Source organism: Erythrobacter sp. S158, assembly GCF_057364915.1.
In genome coordinates this window covers 1486157-1511106 of sequence record NZ_CP200279.1, presented here as the reverse complement: position 1 = coordinate 1511106, position 24950 = coordinate 1486157, and the positions used below count along the sequence as shown (strand labels likewise).

The 24950-nt window shown below is 57.2% G+C and carries 15 protein-coding genes; 10 read left to right on the top strand and 5 right to left on the bottom strand.

Annotated elements, in window-relative coordinates; genetic code table 11:
* Positions 1-4: 4 nt before the first annotated feature.
* From AC0V6T_RS07505 to AC0V6T_RS07495, 3 genes are read left to right on the top strand one after another with little or no spacing between them, the layout of a single operon-like run.
* Entirely contained in the window at positions 5-1585 is a 1581-nt protein-coding gene (locus tag AC0V6T_RS07505; protein WP_486125675.1) for a sensor histidine kinase, read from the top strand.
* On the top strand, positions 1582-2274 hold the full coding sequence (locus tag AC0V6T_RS07500) for a response regulator transcription factor (RefSeq protein ID WP_486125673.1): 693 nt from the start codon (positions 1582-1584) through the stop codon (positions 2272-2274). Before AC0V6T_RS07505 ends, AC0V6T_RS07500 begins: the two co-directional genes overlap by 4 nt.
* Before the next feature lie 5 nt (positions 2275-2279).
* Entirely contained in the window at positions 2280-3434 is a 1155-nt protein-coding gene (locus tag AC0V6T_RS07495; protein WP_486125671.1) for an OprO/OprP family phosphate-selective porin, read from the top strand.
* 488 nt (positions 3435-3922) lie between these two features.
* On the opposite strand, the gene AC0V6T_RS07490 is transcribed toward AC0V6T_RS07495, so the two are convergent.
* Positions 3923-5470, bottom strand: a complete 1548-nt coding sequence (locus AC0V6T_RS07490) for a sulfatase family protein (protein WP_486125669.1) — start codon at positions 5468-5470, stop codon at positions 3923-3925.
* A 99-nt stretch (positions 5471-5569) separates the two neighbouring features.
* On the opposite strand from AC0V6T_RS07490, the gene AC0V6T_RS07485 reads away from it, so the two are divergent.
* Together AC0V6T_RS07485 and AC0V6T_RS07480 are read left to right on the top strand one after the other, a co-directional pair.
* Positions 5570-7255 carry a sulfatase-like hydrolase/transferase gene (locus AC0V6T_RS07485; protein ID WP_486125667.1) on the top strand — a complete coding sequence of 562 codons (1686 nt, stop codon included), beginning with the start codon at positions 5570-5572 and terminating at the stop codon, positions 7253-7255.
* Between the two features lie 122 nt (positions 7256-7377).
* Entirely contained in the window at positions 7378-8286 is a 909-nt protein-coding gene (locus AC0V6T_RS07480; RefSeq protein WP_486125665.1) for a formylglycine-generating enzyme family protein, read from the top strand.
* 34 nt (positions 8287-8320) lie between these two features.
* Here AC0V6T_RS07480 and AC0V6T_RS07475 read toward each other — a convergent pair whose 3' ends face one another.
* A complete protein-coding gene (locus AC0V6T_RS07475) occupies positions 8321-9868 on the bottom strand; it encodes a methyl-accepting chemotaxis protein (RefSeq protein ID WP_486125663.1) in 1548 nt (515 codons plus the stop codon).
* The gene (locus AC0V6T_RS07470) at positions 9802-11850 is read right to left on the bottom strand and encodes a beta-glucosidase (RefSeq protein WP_486125661.1); all 2049 of its coding nucleotides are present in this window, start codon (positions 11848-11850) and stop codon (positions 9802-9804) included. The genes AC0V6T_RS07475 and AC0V6T_RS07470 overlap by 67 nt, the downstream gene beginning before the upstream one ends.
* Before the next feature lie 214 nt (positions 11851-12064).
* Between AC0V6T_RS07470 and AC0V6T_RS07465 the strand changes: the two genes are divergently transcribed.
* The 4 genes from AC0V6T_RS07465 to AC0V6T_RS07450 all read left to right on the top strand — a co-directional run bounded on the left by AC0V6T_RS07465 (position 12065) and on the right by AC0V6T_RS07450 (position 18273).
* Positions 12065-14446 (top strand): TonB-dependent receptor, encoded by a 2382-nt coding sequence (locus AC0V6T_RS07465; protein ID WP_486125659.1) that lies wholly within the window; start codon positions 12065-12067, stop codon positions 14444-14446.
* Between the two features lie 215 nt (positions 14447-14661).
* Positions 14662-16236, top strand: coding sequence for a sulfatase family protein (locus tag AC0V6T_RS07460; protein ID WP_486125657.1), 1575 nt, complete (start codon positions 14662-14664; stop codon positions 16234-16236).
* Complete coding sequence (locus tag AC0V6T_RS07455; RefSeq protein WP_486125655.1) at positions 16229-17593, top strand: MFS transporter; 1365 nt, start codon at positions 16229-16231, stop codon at positions 17591-17593. Before AC0V6T_RS07460 ends, AC0V6T_RS07455 begins: the two co-directional genes overlap by 8 nt.
* 35 nt (positions 17594-17628) lie before the next feature.
* A complete protein-coding gene (locus AC0V6T_RS07450; RefSeq protein ID WP_486125653.1) occupies positions 17629-18273 on the top strand; it encodes a TetR/AcrR family transcriptional regulator in 645 nt (214 codons plus the stop codon).
* Positions 18274-18301: 28 nt separating this feature from the next.
* On the opposite strand, the gene AC0V6T_RS07445 is transcribed toward AC0V6T_RS07450, so the two are convergent.
* Positions 18302-18682 (bottom strand): hypothetical protein, encoded by a 381-nt coding sequence (locus tag AC0V6T_RS07445; RefSeq protein WP_486125651.1) that lies wholly within the window; start codon positions 18680-18682, stop codon positions 18302-18304.
* A 71-nt stretch (positions 18683-18753) separates the two neighbouring features.
* On the opposite strand from AC0V6T_RS07445, the gene AC0V6T_RS07440 reads away from it, so the two are divergent.
* Positions 18754-19353: a TetR/AcrR family transcriptional regulator gene (locus AC0V6T_RS07440; protein ID WP_486125649.1), complete on the top strand. Its 600-nt coding sequence runs from the start codon at positions 18754-18756 to the stop codon at positions 19351-19353.
* Positions 19354-19678: 325 nt separating this feature from the next.
* On the opposite strand, the gene AC0V6T_RS07435 is transcribed toward AC0V6T_RS07440, so the two are convergent.
* Complete coding sequence (locus AC0V6T_RS07435; protein WP_486125647.1) at positions 19679-24889, bottom strand: autotransporter domain-containing protein; 5211 nt, start codon at positions 24887-24889, stop codon at positions 19679-19681.
* Between the last annotated feature and the right edge of the window lie 61 nt (positions 24890-24950).

The following is a 24950-nucleotide window of genomic DNA, read 5'->3' as shown; positions in this document are numbered from 1 at the left end:
CGCGATGAGACTGACTACAAAGGCAACGATGGCATATGGAGCGCTGCTGGCCATGGCAGCGGCGGGCGCTGGGGCGGCGGTGTGGACCAGCAACCAGGCCCGCTTCCATATCGACCGGATGGAACTGGCCAACCGTTCGTATCAAGCCCACTTGCGGCTCTCGAACGAGACTTATCAGTTGTTCAAAGAGTTCGGCGATAATCTTGTGCTGGGCCAGCCCGATGGTTCAGTCAAGCAGACGCGCCTGGTCGCTGGCATTCGCGCCAGTATAGCGGAAATCCGCAGGATTATCGGCGCGGAGATACAGCTCGTCGGGAGCGAAGAGGTTGAGGAGCTCCAGTTCTTTGCCGACCTCGAACGCCGTCTTGATGTGCTGGTTGAGCGCTATGAAACTGGTTTATCCCAGAATGAGGGTGCGACCGACATAGCGCAATTGCGAGAAATCGCCTCCGCAATCGACGCGGATATTGACGGTCAGTTTAATCGAATGATCCAGGAAGCTCTCTTGGAGGAGCTTGAAGAGGTTGAGGAAACAAAGGCTGAAGCGCGCGAGTTGATGGCCACTTACACCATCGTTTCGATCCTGATTGGATTGATCTCGTTGATTGTTGGTCTTCTGGCCATCGTTCTCATCAACCGTGACCTCAATCGGCCAGTGAGACTGCTGGAGCGAGGCGCCAAGGAAATCGCCGCGGGCAACTGGGATCACAGAGTGCCCACCGATCTGCCAAATGAACTAGCTTCCGTGTCCGAGGCGCTTAACGAGGCGGCCATTCGCGCAGGCGCACGCGAGCGAAGCGCAAGGGCAGCGAAAGACGAACTCGAGGGATTGGTGAACGAGCGCACAGCTGACCTTCAGGTCGCGCTTGATCGTCTCAATCGTGAAGTCGAGATGCGTCGTCAGCTGCTTGCGGATGTGAGCCATGAGCTTCGCACACCGCTGACCATCATTCGCGGTGAAACCGGTGTTGCATTGCGCGGCGGCGAGAAAAGCGCGGGCGAGTATCGCGAGGCGCTGGTCAAGGCGAAGGAGGCAGCCGAGCACACGGCATCGCTGGTCGATGACCTGCTGTTCGTGGCCCGTCAGGAGTCGGGTGAAAGCCGCCTTGACCTCCAGGACAATGATCTGGCGGATGCGGTTCAAAGCGCGACGGAGCGCTTTCAAAACATCTATTCCGAGGATGGCTTTAAACTCGAGTTTATTAGTGAACTGGATGAGGCGCCCGCTCGTTTCGACGACAAGCGCATCCACCAGGTGCTTCTGGTGCTGCTTGAGAATGCGCATCTTTATGGAGCTTCGCCTGTTACCGTCGGGCTGTCGCGCACACGATCCGGTTACGAGATCTCCGTCGCGGATGAAGGTGAAGGTATTCCGACGAATGAGGTGGACGATGTCTTCTCGCGGTTCTTCCGAGGCTCCAACGCCAGCGAACGCTATGGCGCCGGTAGCGGCCTGGGCTTGCCCGTGGCGCGATCGATTGTCGAAGCCCATGGAGGAACCCTCACCTATGAAGGAACAGAGGGATCTGGCTCACGGTTTGTCATATCGCTGCCGTTCCGTGCTCCTGTGAGGGTCGTCGCGTGAACGTGCTTGTGGTTGAGGATGAGGCGCGGGTCGCCGATTTTGTCTCGCGCGGCCTTCGCGCCGAGGGCATCTCAACGGTTTCTGCCTCTTCGGCAGAGCTCGCGGGAGAAATCCTCGAAGATGAGAACTTCGATGCGATCTTGCTCGACGTAATGCTCCCGGGAATGAATGGGATAGAGTTTTGTCGTTCGCTGCGGGAGAATGGCAACTACACTCCCATCCTGATCCTGTCGGCTCTCGACGAGACGGACCAGCGCGTCAAAGGGCTGAAAACCGGAGCAGACGACTATCTGGTTAAACCTTTTGATTTTGATGAACTGGTTGCACGACTTGAGGCGTTGCATCGCCGCTCTGGCAAGTCAGAGAATTATCGGGAGACAAGCTCGAACAGACTGGCGGGCGGGCATATCGAAATTGACCGGGATTCCATGCAGGTCTTCGCTCACGGGAAAGAGGTGGAGGTGACAGAGAAGGAGCGCGAGATCCTTATTCTGCTTCTCTCTAACCCGAACCGGGTTTTGTCGCGTGAACGGATACTCAATTCCGTATGGGGCGCGCACGCTGATCCGCTGACTAATGTGGTCGATGTTTATATCGGCAGGCTGCGCAAAAAACTCGATATGAAGCGCGAGCAATTGGTGACCGTGCGCGGTGTCGGCTTCCGCTTTTTTGGCGGCAATCAAGGATAGTTCTCATGACAATTCGCACACTAGGGGCCTTTGGCCTCATGGCCGCGCTGTGCCTGAATTCACCAGCGTTGGCGCAGGACGACCCGAAGATAGACTTCGATGAACGCGGTTTGTCGTTTGACCTGGACGAGGTTGAAGTCACCGTCGGCGGCCGCTTGCACCTCGACACCGTAATCACTGCGGATGAGTTCGGGGGAAACGAAACCGCCTTTCGCCGCGCCCGTATCGAGGTGGGCGTGAAGCTGCCCGGCGATTTGCGCTTACGCGCAGACTATGATTTTGCGCCAAGCCGCGAGGGCATCCGCAATTTCTGGATCGATTATCGCGGCATCGACGGTATCGGCATTCGTGCAGGGCAAATGGTCGTGCCCTTCAGCATCGAAGAGATGATGGAATCGAACGATCTGCTATTTATGGAGCGCGCTCTGCCCGGGGCACTCGCACCGGGCTTTAACGCGGGCGCTGCTCTGAGCGCTTCACCCGGCGATTGGTCCATCCAAGCTGGCGTTTTCTTTGACCCCATCGATGGCAGCGACCCTTCCGGAGAAGGGACAAGCTATGTTGGACGCGCTGTCTATCTGCCGATTGGTCAGAGGGATCGGATTCTGCATTTCGGTGCAGCTGTGGAGCATCGCGATCTTGTCAGTGAGGCCGAGCCTCGTTTCCGATCGCGTCAGGAGCTGTCCCTTGCAAGATCGCGCCTCGACACACGCCGCATTGCTGACGCAACGAATACGACCGGGCTCGCGCTTGAAGGCCTCTACATTGACGGACCCCTCTTACTGCAGGCTCAAGGCGTTCATCGATCAGTCGATACCGAAACAGGTTCCGCATCTTTTGACGGAGGATTTGTACAGGCGGCATGGCTAATCGGCGATGCACGTCGGGGTTACTCTCGAAGCAGAGGCGTCCCCACAGCGATCCGTCCCAATGGCCGAATTGGAGCATTCGAGATCGGCGTGAGAGCAAGCTATCTCGACTTGGCCGATGAGAACGTCACAGGCGGAGAAGAGACGAACTATGGTGCGGTGCTGAACTGGTATCTGAACTACAAACTCCGGTTCGGGATAAACGTGATCCACTCCGAACTCACGCCTGATAGATCAGGGGACGCGGTGAGTGAGACCTCTCTACAAATGCGAGCGCAAATTCGGTTCTGAGAATGCTAAGATTCTGTCCTGGCTATCCGGAAAATGTGCACCTTTACTGGACCGAACCGAGACTGCTCTAGTTACATGGTGGAACATGAACTGCAACGTACTCCACGGTACAGCGGGCCTTGAAGCAGCAGTGTAAATCAAGCGGTAGCGAGCGGAACGTCTGGTTTCTCGCTCAAATCAGCTTGCAACAGACATTCCGCTACCGGCCCATTTAGCGCTTGGAAAAGGTTATGACCGGAGTTGGGCCGGAAGCGGCCAGTCCGCTATTGGGCGCCTTAATACTAAAAGCTGCCCTTCGTGAAGCACTGATCCGGCTCGCACTAAAGGCCCAAAGGAATCAATGAGCGCTAGACAGGATCGTTGGACGATCATTCAAGGATGAGGAATAGGCGGCAAGATCCGGTTGGCGGCATATCACAGTTGTGAAGACGGTTAGTCAGTATGATCCTGCGGACGTATCTAACTTAACGCATCAGGTTGCATGCGGGTCAGGGCTGCTCGATCTCGGCCAGCCTCGCATTCATCCTATTGGCGATGCCCGGATATCTAGCGATGACGTTTTCAAGCTGTCCGGGATCGTTCGTCAGGTCATAGAGCGCATCCTCTGTGGCGCCGTCGACGCGCACACCGCGTTCCGTACGTACCCATTGAGGTTCGGACCAGACGGGAACGGGCGAACGCCCGAAACCGCCCCCTCGTAAAAAAGCCCAGCGTCCTTCTCGCAGCCCCAGAATGCCGCGTGATCCGTGATAGACGAGCTCTTTGCGCCCCTGGTAGTCTCTTCCCAAAAGAGCCTCCAAAACGTTGACGCTGTCAGGAGCCGCGTTCTCGCCCATGGGCCGGGACAGAATCGCAGACATCATCGCGTAGAGGTCAATTTGCGAGATAAGGGCATCGTTGGGGTTGCCTCTCTTGATACCACCCGCAGGCCACGAGACGACGAATGGCACGCGGTGACCACCCTCCCATGTATCGGACTTGACGCCCCGCAGACCTGCGACCGAGTCGTGGCCGAAGCGGCGCCACTGGCGATAGGCCGTGAACTCCGGTCCATTGTCGCTCGTCACAATCACCATCGTGTTCTCGCGTAATCCTGCGTTGTCCAACGCTTCCATGACTGATCCGACAGCCGCATCAGTCTGCACGACGAAATCGCCGTAAGTGCCTGCACTGCTCTTCCCATCGAATTCCGGCAGTGGGACGACCGGTGTGTGGGGTGCAGTGAGCGAGACCATCAGGAAGAAGGGTGTCTGCTCGCGCATGGGATCGGCGATGTAGTCAACTGAGCTTGAAACTAGCTGCGGCATGACTTGATCGAGTTGCCATCCCGGCTCTCCTGGGCCGCTTCCGTGGATGCCTGCCGTGAAACCGACGCTGATCAATGCAGAGCGCGAGACGTCGATCAGACGGTCCGCAACAACACGATCATTCTCGATCCAGGCATAAGGCGGCATATTCGGAATGTCGTCGCCGAAATAATATTCGAAGCCGTGGTCGGTCGGGCCGCCTTTCAGCGGCCGCGACCAATCGAATTGCTCATTTCGGGCGATGCTGATCCAGCCTTGTTGCAAGATTTCGTCATCGGGCGGGCGATTGCCGTTCTTCCACGGCCATTCAAACCCGAGATGCCATTTGCCGATCAGGGCGGTGTCGTAACCGGCATCCTGCAGATACTCGGGAAGCGTAACGAGGTCAGGGGAAATGACCGGGCGTCCCCATGGCATGAGCACGCCGGTGCGAAGTTCTGTCCGCCATGCGTACTGACCGGTCAGGAGGGCATAGCGCGACGGCGTGCAAACGGTGCTGGCCGAATGGCCATCGCGAAGCCACGTCCCGTTTCGGGCGAGCGCGTCAATATGCGGCGTTGGAATGCGCGATTGCGGATTGTAGATCGAGACGTCGCCATATCCCAAGTCATCGGCGTAGATGAGCACGATATTGGGTCGCCCGGAAGCATGGGCGGGAACGACAGCTTGTGTGAAAGCCAGCAAGCCGACACATGCCACAAGCAGGCGGTCGATGATTTTCGCTTTCATTCCACTCTCCCAGTCGCCGATGTAGCGCTCGCTTGCGGCTGGCGCTTACTTCGTTATACGTTTGGAGAGTAAGTTGACGAAGGGTGAGGAGATTTGCAAGTGGCGTTTGTAAGAAGCATGGTTCTGTTCCTTGCCGTTCTGGGTGTCGCTGGTTGCATGGCTCCCGAACGACCCAGCTTGGCAGACGCACCGCAAAACTCACGCCCCAACATTGTGCTGATCGTGTTTGAAGATTTGAGCCCGCGCTGGGGTGCATTCGGCGACGAGCTTGCTCGGACACCCAGTATTGATACGCTGGCGAGGCAGTCGGTTCGCTATCCCAACTCGTTTACAACTGCAGGGGTGTGCGCGCCTAGCCGTTCCGCGTTGATCACAGGAGTGCACCAGCAGACGCTCGGTACGCACCAGATGCGCACCAACTCGCCCGTTCCCGGCATGACTGGTGGTGGTCCGATCGAGTACGAAGCCGTGCCTCCGCCAGAAGTGAAAGCCTTTCCCGAGCTTTTGAGAGCGGCGGGCTACTACACCTCAAACAATGTCAAGACGGACTACCAGTTTGGCGATCCGTTCACGATCTGGGACACGAATGCGCCCGATGCGGACTGGCGGGGTCGGGCGGATAGCCAACCCTTCTTTGCCATGATCAACATCTATGAGACGCATGAGAGTTACATCTGGCCGGAGGATCGCGAGAGCGACAATCCGCTGCTCAACGCGGTGACGCAGCGCAATCAGCGCGACCTTGCTGGCAAAGAAAGGCTGACTGATCCTGCCGATGTCGAGGTTCCGCCCTATCTGCCAGACACGCCCGTCGTCCGCCGGGACATTGCCACGCATTACGACAACATTGCCTTCGCCGAACGCAAGGTGGCCGAGATCATCGCGCGATTGGATGCCGACGAGTTGCTCGACGAAACCATCATAATCGTTACAACCGATCATGGCGATGGCCTGCCGCGTATGAAGCGCACGCTTTATGACAGCGGGCTTCAGGTTCCTCTTATGGTTCGCTTTCCTGATGAGCGCCGCGCCGGAGAGGTGGACACCCGACTTGTCAGCTTCGTCGATCTCGCACCCACAATTCTGGAATGGGCGGGTGTAGACCGACCGTCATTCATCCAGGGGCGAAACTTCGTGTCTGGAGCGCAGCGCGACTACGTTTTTGCAGCGGCAGATCGCCACGATAGCGTTGAAGGCCGGGTGAAGGCTGCGCGCGACGATCGATTTAAATACATACGCAATTACAGGCCTGAACTTGCGATCTTGCGCCCGCTTGCCTTTCGTGATGCTCAGCCTGCAATGCAAGAATTCTGGCGGGTTGCGGGGGAGGGTGCGCTTCCGCCCGCAGCGCAGCGCCTAATCAACTCACCGAGCGCAGCTGAAGAGCTTTATGACACGCAGGCTGATCCGGATGAGATTTACAATCTGGCAGACGACCCCGCTTATCAGGAAGTGCTTATCCGTATGCGCGGAGCAATGGATGCGTGGATCGAGCGGACGGGCGATTTGAGTGCCATCCCAGAAGCCGAAATGATTGAGGCGATGTGGCCGGGAATGGTGCAGCCAGTAACAGCGGCCCCATCAATCTTGGTGCAGGATGGCCGCGTCACGCTTACCAGCGCGACGCCGGGAGCTAGCATTGCTTATGCTTTCGGCGAGGACGAGCCTTCACCCGGCACAGTTTATTCCGGTCCGTTCGATGTTGACGCGGGGGTAGTGGTGACTGCCAAAGCTATTCGATATGGTTACGCGCCAAGTGAGACAGTCACCAAGTCCGTTCGGTGAGAACCATGCGAATGCGCATTCCAATAGCCATAACAGCCTGCGCAACTTTTGCGACGTTGAGCGCCTGCGAGCGAAGCGAAGCGGATCAGCCGAAAGTCGTTCAGACGCGCGTTTGCGCTCCGGTGCCTTCTAAACCTGTTCGCGTAGAAGGCGGCACCTTCATGATGGGCTCGCAACTGGTGTACGCTGAAGAAGGCCCTGAACGCGAAACCACGGTGGACGGTTTCTGGATCGATCCGCACGAAGTGACCAACGCGCAATTCGCAGCCTTCGTGCAAGCGACGGGCTATGTCACCGTAGCTGAAAAACCGGTCGACGTGGAAGTGTTGGGCGTGCCGCGTGAGAGCATCCCCCAGGACCTGCTGAAGCCGGGTTCTGCCGTCTTCGTTCCGCCAGATAGGCCGTCAAACCGGTATCAAGACTGGTGGCAATATGTTCCAGGGGCTTCCTGGAAAAGACCCGATGGGCCTCGCGGACCAGCATACGAACCGAAACAGCCCGTGGTGCACCTCGCACATGCGGATATGCTGGCATATGCCGATTGGCGAGGTGGGCGGCTGCCCACCGAAGCGGAATGGGAATACGCAGCGAGCGCCGGCCAATCCGCCAGTGCCGAGCAGCCATCTGGTGAACAGGCCAACAGTTGGCAGGGAGTGTTTCCTGTCGTCAATGAGGAGGCAGACGGCTTCTATGGCGCTGCGCCGGTGGGATGCTTCTTGCCTAACGCTTTCGGTCTTTACGACATGACCGGCAACGTCTGGGAAGTCACCGGCGATTTCTATCGCCCCGGGCATGATCCCGCTGACCGCGACCGTCCCAGTGGGCCAAGCGAAACCGATGCCTACGATCCGCTCAACCCGGGCCTCGTAACTCGCGTTATGAAAGGGGGATCATTTCTTTGTGCGCCCAACTACTGCCAGCGCTATCGTCCGCAGTCCCGGCAGGGCAGAGACCCGGGGCTGGGCACTAGCAATGTCGGATTTCGTTTGGTCTATGACGCACCACCGGAGGCACTCGAGGTTCTGCGGTAGGGCCGGAGCAATCGCACGCCTCCTGGTGGTTCCGTCAGGCGCGGACGCGGAGCTGCGATTCAAGCTCCTCGACAAATCGATCGGCGCCCGATTTGAGGCCCTCGACCTTGTTGCTGACATCGCCAATGACACGCTGAACCTCAGTGATCTCTTGACCCACCACAGCAACACTTTGCGTCATGTGGGAAAGGTTCTCGGTCGAGTGACGGGCAACCGCCGCGGTTTCATCGATGGCCGCTGCGATGCTCGACAGCGCTTGGCTTTGAGTGTCGAGCTCTTCGAAGATATCCGAACTCTGGCCTGAAAGATCTTGGAGGATCATAGCGCTCTGGCGACCGCTGTCATCGATCTCATGGGCTACATCCCGAATTACTTCGACCTTCGAACTGACCCGGGCCGTGGCTTCGGATACGCGCTGGGCCAGTTCTTTCACTTCTTTTGCCACGACGCCAAAGCCTGCGCCTTCAGCTCCGGCGCGGGCCGCCTCGATTGTGGCGTTCAGGGCCAAGATGTTGGTTTGCTCGGCAATGTCACTGATGAGCTTTACGATCTGCCCAATATCGCTAGTGGCTTCCTTAAGTTGCTCAATGCCCACTAAAGCCGAGTGTGATCGCTCTGAGCCCTCGCTCGCTCGAACTTTGCCCTGCTCGGTTTTATGGCGAAGCACGGAAACTGCATTTGAAATACTTCCTGAAGCTTTGGCTGCCTCTTCCATTGCGCTTGCGCTTTGATGAACAGATGCTGCCACTTCATTGCACGTCGTTTGCATTTCTGATCCTTTGGCAACGACCTGGCCTAAAGTGGTTCGAGTGCGTTCCATTGAGTTGTCAATGTCGTTGACTGACTGCCCGACTTCGGAGTTGAAGCCGCTGGAGAGATGCGAAATTCGATCATCCTGCTGCCGTTTGACCTGCTCATGCATGACGGCGACAACCGTCTCGCATTCAAGCGACGTTAGGCGGTGTACGACCTGCGCAATGAGAACGAAACGGTCTGGGTCGGGATGCCCTTCGCGGATTACAAGCTCGAGGCATTTTTCATATCCAGCATGTATTGTCGACAGCGCGACGTATGTCGGCATTCCCACTGAGACAGCAAAGTTGCCGAACTCTCCGCACATTGTCATCCAATCCGCATCAATCGGTTTGGCCAGCTTTGCAAGGAAGTGCTCCTTGCCGTGTTCGGTTGCATCGGAATTGTCGGACGCGGACAGCGCCTCGCGAACGGGAGCATGCGCAAAAAGCTTCTCCGCTATCGCTGCCATGATCTCGTCGATGTGAGGCGCGATAAGTTCTCGCATCTCCTGCCGAAGGTCGTCGACATCGGAGCCAAGGTTGAAGGCATTTGAGCGAGCAGATGAGTTTATGGAAATGCCCTCGTTCGCAAAGGGCGGGGCGCCTTCGACTTCGATCTTGCTGAACCGCGACACGTTGCCCATCCCTCTCGCTATCCGTCTGGATAACTCCTTATCGGATTGAATGGTTAACGTACGGTTTCCGCTTTTCTGGGCGGTGACTACAGCATGATTTCTTGGAAGATTTCGTCTGTTTCGAAGCGGAACACGCCCTTGGGCAAGAACCACTCACGAGTTGCGGAGTCATAACGGCGCAGGTCGGTCTTGTTGATAGTTACGACCACACTCTTCGTCTCCCCCGGCTCCAAATGTACGCGGGCAAAGCTTTTGAGCAGGCGTTCGGTATCTTGATCGCTGGTCTTGGGAGACCGAACAAAGATCAAGGTCACTTGGCTGCCAGCAACCGAGCCTGCGTTTGTAACCGAGGCGGTCAGTTGAAGATCGATGCCGCGGTCGACGATCTTGAGTGCTCGTGTTTCGAACTGGCTGTAGCTCAGGCCATGACCGAACGGATAGCGCGGCTCCCGGCCTTCATGTTCGAATTTCGTGTATCCATGCCAGCGGTCATAGGTGATTGCGGTCGCCGTGCGGTCGAAGAACGGATAGTCTTCCGCGTCCTTTGCAACGGTAAACGGAAGCCGACCCGATGGATTGACCAGCCCAAACAGCAATCGGGCGAGGGCGGTTCCGCCTTCCATCCCTGAGTAGAATGTCTGGAGGATGGCGGCAGTCCCCTCGCGCCATTCCTCGACCATAACTGCCGACCCGGCAACGATCACGACGATCACTGGCTTGCCGGTGGCCTTGGCTTTTTCGATTAAGGCTATCTGATCATCAGGCAACGAAAGCGAAGCACGGTCGCCGCCGCGCGGTTCGCGGTCGCCATGCCGGTCTTCCATCATCTCTTTGGCCGCGTCCGGCATTTGCGGAACGAGATCGCCGGGGATGTATTCCCCTTCGTCATCAGCTGTGTAGCCAACAACTGCTACAATTGCGTCTGCTTGGTTGAAAACCTGCTCCAAAGTTTTGGCATCGGCACCATCGGCTTGAATGACATGCTCTTCACCAAGATAGTCTCGGAGGCCCTGAAACGGTGTAATGACGTAAGGCGCGTTCACCCTGCTCGATCCGAAATCGCCCGTATTCTCAAGATCGGAGAGTGGCCCGACGACAGCGAGTTTGCCAATGTCTTGGGACAAAGGAAGCGTGCCATCATTCTCCAGCAGTACAGCGCCCTTCTCTGCAGCTTCAAGTGCAACAGCGCGATGGTCTGCGCAAGCGACCAAATCGTCCGTGTATTCAGGTAGCGGGTCTTGATCTGCCAGGTATTTGTACAGCGTGGTCAGGATTCTGCGACAGGCGGTGTCGATCACATCGGGCGCGATCTGCCCCGTTTCGACGGCCTTCACGAGGTTCTCGCCATAAACGACTGGTTCGGGGTTTTCGATGTCGAGGCCGGCGCTCGCACCATAGGGTTTGTAGACGCCGAGGAGCCAGTCCGAGTGGACGAACCCATCAAAGCCCCATTCCCCGCGTAAAATATCAGTGAGCAATTCATAGTGTTGCCCGCAGTATTCTCCGTTCATCTTGTTGTAGGCGCTCATCACGCTCGCGCATCCGGCGTCGAGCACGCGTTTGAAATGCGGCAGGTAGACTTCGTGGAGCACGTCACCCTCGATGCTGACGTCGATCGAGAAACGGGTGTTTTCGACCGAATTGAGCGCGAAGTGCTTGACTGTGGCGATCACATTGTGCGTTTGAATGCCCATTGCGAGCGCGGCCCCCATTTCGCCCAGATGATGCGGGTCTTCGCCATACGTCTCCTGCGCGCGGCCCCAGGCTGGATGGCGAAGCAGATTGATACAGACAGCGCCTGAGAGATTGCAGCCCTGCGCGCGCGCTTCGATGCCAATGACTTCGCCGATTCGCCGTTCGAGATCCGTGTCGAAACTCGCGCCGCGTGACATCGAACAAGGAAAGCAAGTCGACTGGCCGCGGGCGACACCGCGAGGGCCATCCGTAAACCAGAGATAGGGCACTTTCAGCCGATCGAGCCCGGCTCCTGCACGGTAGGGACGCTTGCCCCATTCACCTTCATCCTCGCGGATCTGGGTTAGGAAGCCCTTGCCGCTCATCATCGCCACTTTTTCTTCTAGCGATGCTTCCGCGATGATTTGCTCGACGGTTCGCGCAATTTGTGTGGCACTCATGCCTTTACGCGGCGAAAGGTCCTGCACGCTTTTCTCCCTTATCGGCTTGGTACAGGCGCTCTGCAGCCCTGAACTCGTTATCCACACGGATAGCTACGGGAGCAGGCGGTCAAGTCAAGAGTAATGATGATACGATCGGATAATGACTTGACGCAGGCAAATTTCAATTCGATAACCGATTGGATAACGAAAACCGTCTCTGGGGAGAGAGGAAATGACACGTACTTTGTTACTCACGGGGGCATCATGCCTGACATTCTGCGTGGCGGTGCCGGGGTACGCCCAGCAGGCGGACGAAACCGAGAGTTCAGAAGCAGAAGTTGGCAACGTCATTATTGTTACGGCAACCCGCCGTGAGCAGAGCCTTCAAGAAGTGCCTGTTGCCGTTTCCGCGCTCAGCGGTGAGGTTCTCGATAACACAGGCGTTGCGTCAGTAGAGACGCTGACTGCAATTGCGCCAAGCGTAACCTTCACGCAGTCCACGAACGATCAGAACAACTCCATCAATATCCGCGGCGTCGGCACTTCGGTGTTTTCGCAAGGGGTTGAATTGAGCGTTTCAGTCGTGGTCGATGATGTGGTGATGGCGCGGCAAGCCATGGGCTTTCAGGACTTGGCTGATATTGATCGCGTCGAAATTTTGCGCGGACCGCAATCTACACTTTTTGGTAAAAACGCTTCGGCAGGTGTGATTTCGGTTACAACGAAAGAACCGACCGACTACGTGTCGGGCAATGTCGATGCGGCGATTGCCGAGGGCGGTGAATATCAGGTTCGCGGTACAGTCTCTGGGCCGATCGGCGGAGATTTCAGCGGAAGGCTAACAGGGTTCTATCGCAGTTTTGATGGCCATATCGACAATGCAGCTGACGGCCGTGACCTCAATGGCTACGAAAATTGGGGGCTGCGCGGCAAGATCCTGTTCGAACCCGATCCAGACTTCCGCTTCACTCTCATTGGAGATTATCGGGAGTCCCGCCAGGATTGCTGTATCTACGTCGCGCGCGATACGAGCGGTGTCGTCGGCGCAGGGGCGAACGGACGCCTCGACAGCCTCTTGCTTCCCGTCGTCGCTTCGGACGAAAACGCCCAGAGTAATGTCAATGCGCCGGTGTTCAACGACAGCGATCAGTGGGGCGTTTCCGGCAAGGCTGAACTCGACCTTGGGGGCGGCTACACACTGACATCAATCTCAGCGTATCGCGGATATGAATTTGAGAACAACATCGACGTGGACCTGCTGCCGCTCGAAGAGCCGCAGCCTGGCATCATCACGTTCGATCTGAACAGCGGCACGACCGACATCACTCAGATGTCACAGGAGGTCCGCATTACGTCTCCGCAAGGGCCGCCAGTTGACTTTGTGCTTGGTGGCTTTGCCTTCATTCTTGACCTTGATCGTACGTTTAGGCGGCGTTTTGAGATTGCTGTTCCAATTGGTGGAGGCAATATCTTCCGCCTCAACCAAAGCGGACAGTTCAGCTCTGCCGTGACCACCACGAATTTAGCCTTGTTCGGCAGTGCCAACGTCTACCTTACCGATGAGACCGTTCTGTTTGGCGGAGCGCGCCTGATTAATGAGACCTTGGAATATCGGATTGATCGCGACCCAGCCAATGTTCTCGAACCCGGCGATCGCCCTTTTGGCGGCGCAACCGGCGTGTTCGCGCAGATTTTTGGTGAGACGGAAGATACCGCGTTCACTGGAGAAATCGGGCTGCGTCACGAGTTCACGCCAGGCCTCAACGCTTATGCACGTTACGCTCGCGGATATAAGGGGCGTGGAATAGATGTTGGCTTTGGCGCGCCGCCCGATGTTGAGCCGATTGAGGCAGAAACCTCAGATGCTTACGAATTTGGCATCAAATCGGAACTTCTCGACGGCGATTTGATCCTCAACCTCGCGCTGTTCCAGACTGACTTTGAGAATTTCCAAGAGCAGGCTGCCGTGCTTGTTGAGGATCCAAACAACCTCTTGACCGCCGAAACGCGCCTGACAAATGTCGGCTCGGTTCGCACACGAGGAGTTGAACTCGAAGCGCTATACAAGCCGAGTGAATACACCTTCATCCAGGGGGGGGTCTCATACACCGACGCGTCCATTCGCGAATTTGAAAACGCTTCGTGCTTCTTCGGCCAGACTGTTGAGCAAGGCTGCGTCCCCGTCACTTTGAATGATGGCGGTACGCCGACCGATCCGACCGATGATATCACTGCCAACCTTCAGAACCTATCGGGCGGAGACTTGCCCAACGCGCCAGAATGGCGACTGACGGGCGTGGTCCGTCAATCCATCCCGATCGGCGAGGCCTTTGCGCCATTTGTTCAGGTCACCGGGCGCTGGCAAAGTGAAGTCAATTTCAGTTTGGTCGGCGATCCACGAACAGTCCAAGGTGACTTCGCAGTGATCAATCTGGAAGCAGGCATCGAAGCCGAGGACGGTTCTTATGCCGTATCTCTTTTCGCCAACAACGTATTTGATCAGTTCTACGCCACCAATGTCTTCGCCGACCCGCTGTTCGGAGGAGTTCTGAGCCAGTATGTCCCCCGGGATTTCGCGCGCTACATCGGAGCTCGCGCACGGTTCTCATTTTGATGCAACGAGCCTCTCCCTGGTGGCGCCGGTCCGTATTCGGGCTGGTGCCACCATTTTTTCTAATAAGCGGGAGCGGTAGCGCCAAGCGCGGCTAACGGGCCTAGTAAATTCTCCCGCGCGGCTCATCACTGTCAATTCTCCAAAGCGGAGGGAAACAGAAATCTACAATGACCTCTAGAAATCACTCGGTTTCTGTCGGGCAAAAAATGCTCGGTTTGAGCCTCGCATTCGCTGCAGTTTTGCTATCATCAATCTCAGCTGCTCGTGCCGAGACGAGTAAATCACCGCCAAATATTGTCGTCGTCTTGGTCGATGACCTGCGCTTTGATGAGCTGGGATACATGGGCGCGACTGTGCCGACCCCGGCTATGGACCGCTTGGCAGCGGAAGGTGTTGTGATGCGCAACGCTTTTGTCACAACATCTCTATGCTCACCAAGCCGCGCTTCGTTTCTGACCGGCATGGCCATGCGCAATCACGGCGTGGTCGACAACAATGTGCCTCTGGCTGATGATCTCACAATCTTTCCTGAGCGATTGCAGCAGGTGGGATATCAAACGGCGCTGATTGGCAAATGGCATATGGGAACGCGAGCCGACCCGAGGCGGGGGTTCGACCATTGGGTGAGCTTTCCTGGACAGGGAAGTTATCGTCCGCGCGATCTTCTGGGCCGCCCGGCGATGCTCAACATTAATGGCGAGGTTGTGCCGCAAAAAGGATACGTCACCGACGAGCTGACCCAATACTCGGCAGAATGGCTAAGTGGTCTGGAGCGTGATCGCCCGTTCCTGCTCTACGTCGCGCACAAAGGTGTGCACGCACCGTTTACTCCAGCAGATCGCCATGCGGGAACTTTGATGCCGAGTTCTCCGGACCTCTCTGCCTCGCGCACCGGCGACGAGCTGGGTACGCCCATGTGGGTCACCAATCAGCGCAACAGCTGGCACGGTGTGGAATTCGCCTATCATGATGTGCTCGCCATGGGTGAATTTCGCCGCGATTATCGCGAGACCTTGCGAAGCGTCGATGACAGCATCGGCAGCCTGAGGGAGACGCTGGCGAGTCTGGGTGAGCTGGAAAATACGATTGTTTTCATAACCAGCGATAATGGCTTCCTGCTTGGTGAGCATGGCCTGATCGACAAGCGCAACGCGTACGAAGCCTCTATGCGCGTGCCGATGATTGTGTGGGGTCCGCGACACCTCGTTGCGGAAGGCGAGCTTGAGACGCTGGTCGCAAACATCGATCTCGCACCGACGGTCCTTGACCTTGCGGGAGCGGAGCCACTGGAAGCTGCTGATGGGATCAGTTTTGCCCCCGCACTTCGTGGAGAAGCGACGTCTCCTCGAAGCGAACTCGTCTATGAGTATTACTGGGAGTTCAACTATCCCCAGACTCCCACGACATTCGCGCTGCGTGATGATCGTTTCAAATACATCCAGTATCACGGGGTGTGGGACACAGAGGAGCTGTTCGACCTCTCAGCCGATCCTCACGAAACGCGCAATCTCGTAGCCAACGCGGACTATGAGGTCGTGCTGATCGACATGCGGCTGCGCCTCTTTGCTGGCCTTGCTTCTCGCGACGGAGCGCGCAGCATCACGTTTAGCCGCAAGTTTAACCAGGGGGCCGTCTTCCGCCTTCAGGATGGAAGCCGCGCGGCCGAATTTCCTGAACGCTGGCTGCGGCAGCCGGGCGCCTTCGACCGGCTTGAGCATGTCATTCCGGACGGACCGGAAAAGCAGGCGCTGATCGAGCGATTGAATCAGGCTCTTGCATCCGATGAGTAACGTGCAGACCGGCGAACTGCCGCGCTGGCGACGAGCGGCTTATGGCTTCGGTGATTTCGGGTTCAACCTATACTGGTCGACCGCCAGCATGTTCTTGCTCTATTACTACACCGACGTGCTACTGCTGTCTGCGACAACTGCCGGTCTGATATTTCTGGTCGCGATGGTATGGGATGGGGTCAGCGATCCCGTCATGGGCTATCTTGCTGAGCGCACGCGCTCACGATGGGGAATCTACCGGCCCTATCTCCTTTTCGGAGGACCGTTGCTCGCGGTCACTATGGTGCTGATGTTCTATCGGCCCGCGTTCGAGGATACAGCGTTGGTGGTCTATGCTGCGGCGACACATGTGCTGTTCCGCACGTTCTATACGGTCATGTCGATACCCTATTCATCGCTATCGGCACGCATCACACGCAGTTCTTCGGTCCGCAACGAGCTTTCCGCTTGGCGGATGGTTTCAGCCACTTCAGGTGGCTTTCTCGTCGCCTTCACCACCTTGCGACTTGTCGAGTATTTCGGACAGGGCGATTTGGCGACGGGGTTTTTCTGGACAGCAGTCTGCTTCGCAACGTTGTCCCTGCCGATCTTCATCTTTCTGTTCGCCACGACGCAGGAGCCGGTAGCACTGGACGAAGCTGAAATGAGCGAGCAAGCCATCGGCCTCTGGGATGCGCTCGGCGCCTTGGCGCGCAATCGTGCTTTTGTGCTTGTCTGGCTTGCCACCGCGTTGCTTTTCATGGGCGGCGTAATGACGAGTAAGACACTGATCTATTACTACAAATATACTTTGGGAGACGAAGCCGCCTCGGGTACGGCTCTGGCTCTGATGACCGGCGGCGCTGCAATTCTCATCCCCGCTTGGGCGTGGCTAGCTACGCGTATAGAAAAGCGGACCATCTGGATTTCGGGCCTCACGATTTCGTTGCTCGTGTCACTCGCGATCTATGTCAATTCGGTGGAGACTGTCCCAGTCGTGACTGCGCTCTTCGCGCTTGGCGCTGCCGGAACCGCAGCAAGTTACCTGTCGTTCTGGTCGATGCTGCCTGACACAGTCGAATACGGCGAATGGCAAACAGGTAAGCGCGTGGAATCGCTGTCCTTTGGCCTCATGTCATTTGTCCAGAAGGTCAGCTTTGGTATTGCGGCGGCGCTGCTTGGCTTTTTGCTAGATTGGGTCGGCTACACCCCTAATGCCGAGCAGGGAGCAGATACACTGTCGTCCATCAAAATCATCATGACGCTATTGCCTGCAGGCTTTCTTGCCGGTGCGATCGCTTTGCTTTGGTTTTACCCGCTCACCTCGGTGCGCCACCGCGAGATTGTAGCCGAGCTGGCTGCTGTACGGTCGGCCTAGTTGCCTCGCGCAGAGCGCCAAGCTAGGCTTTGAACATGAACGCAGAGCCTCCTTTGAATCAGCGTGAGAAGCAACGCCTCAAGACCCGTGGTCAAATTCTCGACGCGGCGCTGCAGATCTTTGCCGAAAAAGGCTTTGACGCGACAAGCGTGCGCGAGATCGCAGGCAGTGTCGGCGTAAATCATGGGCTTATCCGGCATCATTTCACAAACAAGGAAGAACTTTGGAAAGAAGCGGTGGCCTTTCTTTTCGAACGAATGGAAGCCGAATTGGCGATCGAGCCAGGCAGCGAGGACCACTTAAGCGAGTTCGACCGGCTCAAGAACGGCATCCGGCGATATGTCCGCTACTGCGCGCGCCACCCGGAGCATGCGCGCATCATGGTGCAGCAATCTATCCACGGCAGCGATCGGTTTAGATGGATGATCGAGAACTTTATCGCGCCGCAGCACCGCGCTGGCCATCGCTCACGCGACAAACATGTGGCGCAAGGACTGTGGCCAAAGATTGAGGAGATATCGATCACTTACATCTTGGTCGCAGCGTCCCAGATGCCGTTCATGTTGGCCCAGGAAATTCAGGAAATCTACGGCGTTGATCCAACTACGCCGGAATGGGTTGAACGCCATGCCGATGCGATCCTTGCACTGTTTTTCGAGCATTCGGTCAACACTGAATAGTGGGAATGTGGCGTGGCGCTGCTGTCAATCAGCCCTCTGAAGCCTCAGTGGCGCGCGCCAATTCGCCGAAAAATCCGATCACTTTCACGATCTTTCCAGCATCGTTGACTTCGGCGGCGTCGAACCCGGTCATCACCTGATTGTCGTCCTTGTGGATTGCCCAGTGATAGCGGCAGAAACTGTTTTGCCAGTCCGGCTCGCAAGACCGGCCGTAGCGTAGTCCGGGAAACTTGGTTTGTGTCTCGCGTACCATTGCAAGAAACGGCTCGCGTCCGATGATGTTGTGGTTCGGATCGACGAAGTGGACGTTGTGTTCGAGCGCCGCCTTCGCAAGCCGCTCCTGCTCATCCTTATCTGTCGTGTTCCATACGCCGAACATGGTATCGAGCTTCTCAATTCGAGTTGTCATGACAGTGCATTCTCAAAAGCAGACTAGCGGTCTGTTTTGCAGCTTTCTCATTGCATGTAAAGAGAGCGGCTATGGCCAGACAACAGGACCGATCCACCACAACGCGCAGCGCTTTGCTCGCTGCTTATCGCAAGTCGCTGCTAACGCGCGGCTTGTATGCGACGACGACCGACCTCGTCCTTAAGGAGGCAGGGCTCAGCAAAGGCGCTATGTATCATCATTTCTGCAGCAAGAACGAAATCATCGAGGCGCTTTATGAAAAGGAATCGCGCGACACGATCGGACGAGCTTTCGATCAGAGCAACCTTGGCTGCCCTGCGCTCGACCGGTTGAAGGCCGGATGCATTGCATGGTTGGAACAAATCAAAGATCCTGCGGTTGCGGCTATCCTCTTTGAGATCGGGCCCAACGCGCTTGGCTCCGACCGCGCTCGGCAAATTGAAGATCAACACGGCATCGCTCAAATTCGAGGATTGCTCGAAGAAGCTAGAGAGGAGGGCGCGGCATCATTTGCCGATATCGACCTCGTAGCCGCCTTCATCAACTCGCTCGTTGCGCAAGCCGCCCTGCATGGGATGCGAACTGGCACGGATACGCACGAACACTTGGCCGATGCGATGGATGCGCTACTAACGTCCTCTTCGGCCCATCAGAGCACTAACTCCAGTTGACGCGAGTCCAGCTGCGAAGTCGGACGAGCTCCTGTCACGGTAAGTCGCTTCCATTCGAACCAATGTCTATCACCAGTCATGTATCATCCGCTCGATGAACGCTGAGACTGGGCCGTTTGCGGAATGTCTGCTCTCAAGTGAGCGGGTTCACAAAGCTGACGCTACTCTTACGCCCAACAATCGGGGCCCGCGATGACTATTTGAGAACAGAAAAACTTAAATCATGATTACGTGTCTTGGCTGTGCGTGAATACCAAAGAAACCAGCCGGGATGGAGGACCCCGACTGGCTTCCCTTGGCCTAGGCAGCCCAAGCGTGGTGCTACTTAGAATTCAAAGCGGATGTTGATGCCACCAGCGTGTGACTGATAACCGGAGGCAAAGCGCCCGCGATATTCGGCACCGATGGAGAACCTGCCTTCATTCACAAGGTCGAGACCGGCTGCGATGTCGAAACGGCTCTCAGAGGCCTCGTCTGTAACCAGCACAAAGCTGTCTGCACCGCCGTTGAAAGAGCCTGCCACTGCAAGGGGGTCACTGCTGAGATCATAGGCGTAGTCGACGCTGACGAACGGGATGATGCCGCTATCGGCGCTTCCTGCCACCTTCAGACCAACACGCGCCTCGAAGAATTCGGCGGTGCCACTGTCGAGCGTGAGGCCCAGGCCACCGGTTTCGGTGAAGGTATCCCGCGAAAGCTCTGCGTAACGCAGGCCGCCATTGGGAGTGGCCAGCACGCCGCCAAGATCAATGTCGTAGCCGAGATTGAGGCTGGCATAGACGCCGTCAACATCGCTTTCGCCAGCGATTGGCGCACCGATGGCGGTACGACGGTTTTCAATCGACGAGGTCGAGTAACCGAGTTCACCATTCAGATAGGCCTGACCAAGATTGACGCCGGCATAGGCGCCAATTTGGAAAGCATCGATCTCGTTTTCAGCATTAGCCGGTCCGTTCGCATCGACGTTGATATCCGAATAGTTGAGCAGGACACCGACAGTCGCATTGTCTCCGACTTTGCCATCAAGACCGAGGGTGAAACCGGTCGCGTCAGCATCGTAGCCAAGCGAACTGAGGCTGCTTGCATCTGCATCGGCACCGCGCACGAATGCCGCGCCCCACAGTCCCACTCCTTCACCGCTCAGACGATCCTGAACCTGCGCACTGGCGAAACGCTGGGTTTCATAGATTTCGCGGGTCAGACCGTCATTGATGGCGGGAAGCAAGGCGAGAGCCGTGTTTTCGAACTCCGAAGCCGAAGTCGAAGCGTTCAACACTGCGAACACATCTGCGGGCAAACGGTTGTTAACTACAGCCGAGGTAAGCGCCCCGCCAAAGCTGCTGATGTTTGCGTCAGCCGAAACATTGGCAAGGTCGGTTGCGCCGATCGTCACTGAAACAGATCCGAGATTGACGAGATAGTCGATCAGGAAATCGTCTTCGATCACATTGACCGTCACACCGTTGTTGGCGAACGCACCGGTTTCGGTGATTACATCGACAGTCGAGCCGACATCAGCCGAAGTGATCTGTGACGTCGCGACGTTCACGACGCTGCCGTTTTCAAGAGTGACGTCACCGTCAACAGCAAGGCTATCAACACCAAGATCAAAGGCGAGAGTACCGGCATGGATCAGGCTTCCGTTGATAGAACGCGTGCCCACAAAGCTGGTTGTGCTTCCTTCAGCTGTGCTGACGGCAACCGAATTCAGGACATCGCCTTGGATCGAGTTGGCCAAGCCGGTGATCGAAAGTGTGTCTTCGAACGCGCTCGATCCGACAAAGTTACCAATCAGAGTACCGCCATCATTAACGAAGGTCACCGCGCTCAGAGCATTGCCTGCGAAGAAGGCATTCACGCCGCCCGACAGGGTGCCCGAGTTGGCGATGAGCGAACCGGTGTGATCACCAGCGCCCAGATAAAGGCCCTGATTTGCTCCCGAGATGGTTCCCGAGTTGTTGATCGTGCCGGAGAAGTTCACTCCATTGACCACGCGCAGACCCGCGACCGGACCCTGCATCGCTTCCGAGTTGATCGTACCGGAGTTGGTGATGGTGCCGTCAAAGGTGCCCATATTGCCAACATTGCCGATACGCACGCCGTCTCCTGCCAGCGCATCCATTGGCCCGGCCTGCCCACGGCCCTGAATGGTGCCGCTGTTGGTCAGGTCGAAGGTGTTTGCACCGTCGACAGCTCCACCGATTTCGGCGCCGAAGCCGGAACCTTGGTTGCCCGCACCCGCATCCACGACACCGGCGTTGTTGAAGGTGAAGTCATCGGCCGTGCCATCGGCGTAGACCGTGCCGTTGCGCTGATTTCCTGTGCCAAGGATTTGGCCGCTGGCAAGGTTGTTCACTGTCAGGCCGTTGCCATCGATGTTGAGCGCGCGACTGCCCGAGCTGATTACGCCCGAGTTGTTGACGATGGCTTGGGTGAAATCACCGCCACCCGCCGGGGTCGGGTTGCCGAAATACAGACCGTTCTGAACGCCCGAGATTGTGCCCGAGTTATCAAGAACGCCTTGGAAGCTCACCCCGTTGACGAAGCGAATACCAGCGGCGGTGCCGTTGGCGGCTTCGCTATCGATCATGCCGGTGTTGGTGATGTTGCCGACAAACAGTCCATCGGTTGTGCCGTCGAGAACGCCCATGTTGCGCGAACGCTCGAAACGAAGGCCATCACCCGCGGTGGTTGCGCCAGCAGCAGCGTTTCCGCGGCCCTGGATCACGCCATCATTGGTGATGTCGAAGTTGCTGCCACCGTTGGCTGCATTTTCGAGCTCGACCGAGAAGCTAGCACCTTCATTGCCCATGCCAGCATCGATTGTGCCGGTGTTGTTGAGCGTGAAGTCTTGGGCGGTGCTGTCAGCATAGACAGTGCCGTTGCGCTGGTTGCCGGTGCCGAGGATCGAGCCGGAGTTGTTGATCGTCAGACCAATTCCGTCGATGTTCAGCGCGCGGCTTGCCGAGCTGATCGTGCCAGCGTTGTTGACCACACCGCCTGTGTGATCAGCGCCCATGCCCATGACCGGATTACCGAAGTAAAGACCGTTCTGGACACCCGAGATAACGCCACCTTCTTCGTTGTTGAGCGTGCCCTGGAAGCTGATGCCATTGACGAAGCGGATGCCCGCCGTCGTTCCCTGCATGCTTTCAGAAGCGATCAGGCCGCTATTGGTGATCGTTCCGTCAAATACTCCAATATTGCCGACATTGCCGATGCGAACACCGTCGCCTGCACCGCCGACGGCAGCGCTTGCCTGGCCACGGCCCTGAATGGAGCCGCTATTGGTCAGATCGAAGGTGTTGGCTCCATCAGCCGCGCCGCCGATTTCCGCGCCGAAGCCCGAACCCTCATTGCCTTCGCCAGCGTCGATCAGACCGCTGTTGTTGAGGGTGAAGTTGTCGGCGGTTCCGTCGGCATAGACGGTTCCGTTACGCTGGTTTCCAGTGCCGAGGATCGAACCTGCATTGTTCAGCGTCAAGCCAAGCCCGTCGATGTTGAATGCGCGGCTGTCCGAAGAGATCACACCGCCTTCGAGGTTGTCGACAACGCCGCCAGTGTGGTCTGCGCCGCCAGCCGGGACCGGGTTGCCAAAATAGACACCGTTCTGGACACCGGAGATCACGCCCGAATTGGTTAGCGTTCCCCGAAACGACACGCCGTTCACGAAACGGATGCCCGCTGCGGTTCCCTGTATGCTTTCAGAGGCAATGGTGCCCGAGTTTTCGATGGTTCCCGTGAACAGGCCCGTGGTCGATCCTTCAAGGACGCCGCCGACGCGCTCGCGTTCGAAACGAAGGCCGTCTCCAGCGGTTGCTGCACCGGCATCTGCCTGACCGCGGCCTTGGATGATGCCAGCGTTGACGATGGTAAAGTCGTTGCCCTCCGCCGAAAGTTCGACCGAAAAGCCTGCGCCTTCGTTGCCCATGCCAGCGTCGATCACGCCGGTTTCAAGGTTGTTGAGTGTGAAGCCTTGCGCTGTGCTGTCGGCGTAGACGGTACCATTTCGCTGGTTGCCTGCACCAACGATTGACCCTGCATTGTTGATCGTCAGGCCAAGCCCGTCGATGTTTACCGCGCGGCTTTCGGATTCGATGGTTCCGTTGTTGTTGACGACGGCGCCGGTGAAGTCACCGCCACCCGCAGGCGTGGCATTGCCAAAGTATAGGCCGTTCGAAGTGCCTCCGATAAACCCATCATTGTTGATCGTGCCGGAGAAGCTGACGCCGTTCACAAAACGGATACCAGCGGTGGTTCCACCACCTGTTCCAAGCGCTGCGATCGCGCCGGTTTCGGCGTTGTTGATCGTGCCCGTGAACAATCCGGTTGTGGATCCATCCAGCACGCCGTTGACGCGCCCGCGTTCAAAGCGAATACCGTCGCCTGCAAGCGCGGATCCCGCACCGGCATTGCCATCACCAAGAATGATGCCGGTGTTGTTGATCGTGAAATCATTTCCCTCGGCTGACAATTCGGCCGAAAAGCCTGCGCCATTGTTGCCCAGACCGACATCGATTGCGCCGTCATTGTTAAGCGTGAAGTTCTGCGCAGTGCTATCTGCATAGATGGTACCGTTGCGCTGGTTTCCGAGACCGGCAATCACGCTACGGTTGTTGATGACCAAGCCTACGCCGTCGATGTTCAGAGCGCGGCTTGCCGACAAGATCTGACCGTCATTGTTGACAACGCCGCCAGTGTGGTCCGCATTGCCAAAGTAGAGTCCGTTTTGCTCGCCAATGAGATCGCCGTTGTTATTGAGCTCACCCTGGAAACCGATGCGATCGGCGAAACGGATGGCCGCAACAGTTCCCTGGGCGCTATCGGATTCGATCAGGCCGTTATTGGTGATCGTACCTTCATAGATGTAAGCGGGAGCAACGCCCGGTCCGAAAAAGCGGATGCCTTCACCGGCTGTGCCGTCCATTGCAGAAGCTTGGCCACGGCCTGAGATGATGCCGTCATTGGTGATTGCGCCGCCAATCGGGTTGCCGCCACCGCCGACTTCAATCGAGATTCCAGCGCCTTCAACGCCAGCGTCAATAACGCCAGTGGCGCTGTTGTTGATCGTGATGTTGTTCGATGTGCGGTTGGCATAAACTGCGCCGTTGCGCTGATCACCGGTCCCACGAATAATGCCATCATTGTTGATTGTTACGTCAGTTCCATCAACGTTGATCACCCGCGATTCGCCTTCAAGCGTTCCGGTGGCCGCGTTGTTGATGACGGTGCCGGTCGTTCCCTGATTCACCTGCACGGTTTGGGTGACTCCGGTGGTCGCCAGTGTGCCGGCATTGTCCACCGTGACATCATTGGTGTCGACCACGACAACGGGAGCACCATCCACGGTGCTGGTCACGCCTGCTGCTGCAGAGATTGTCTCTCCATCCGCGGCAGATGTGACGGTCATGTTGTCGCCGTCATTGATGACTTGCTGCGCTTGCGCTGCTCCGGAGACCAGCATGGCTAGAGTTGAAGTGCCAAGCAGCAAGCGACCCGAGGTCGTTGCTACCGAACGTGTAATTGATTTTTTCATTGTGCTGCCTTTCAGTCCATTTTCGGATGGAAGGCGGGCCTAAGGGGTCAGGGATATTCCC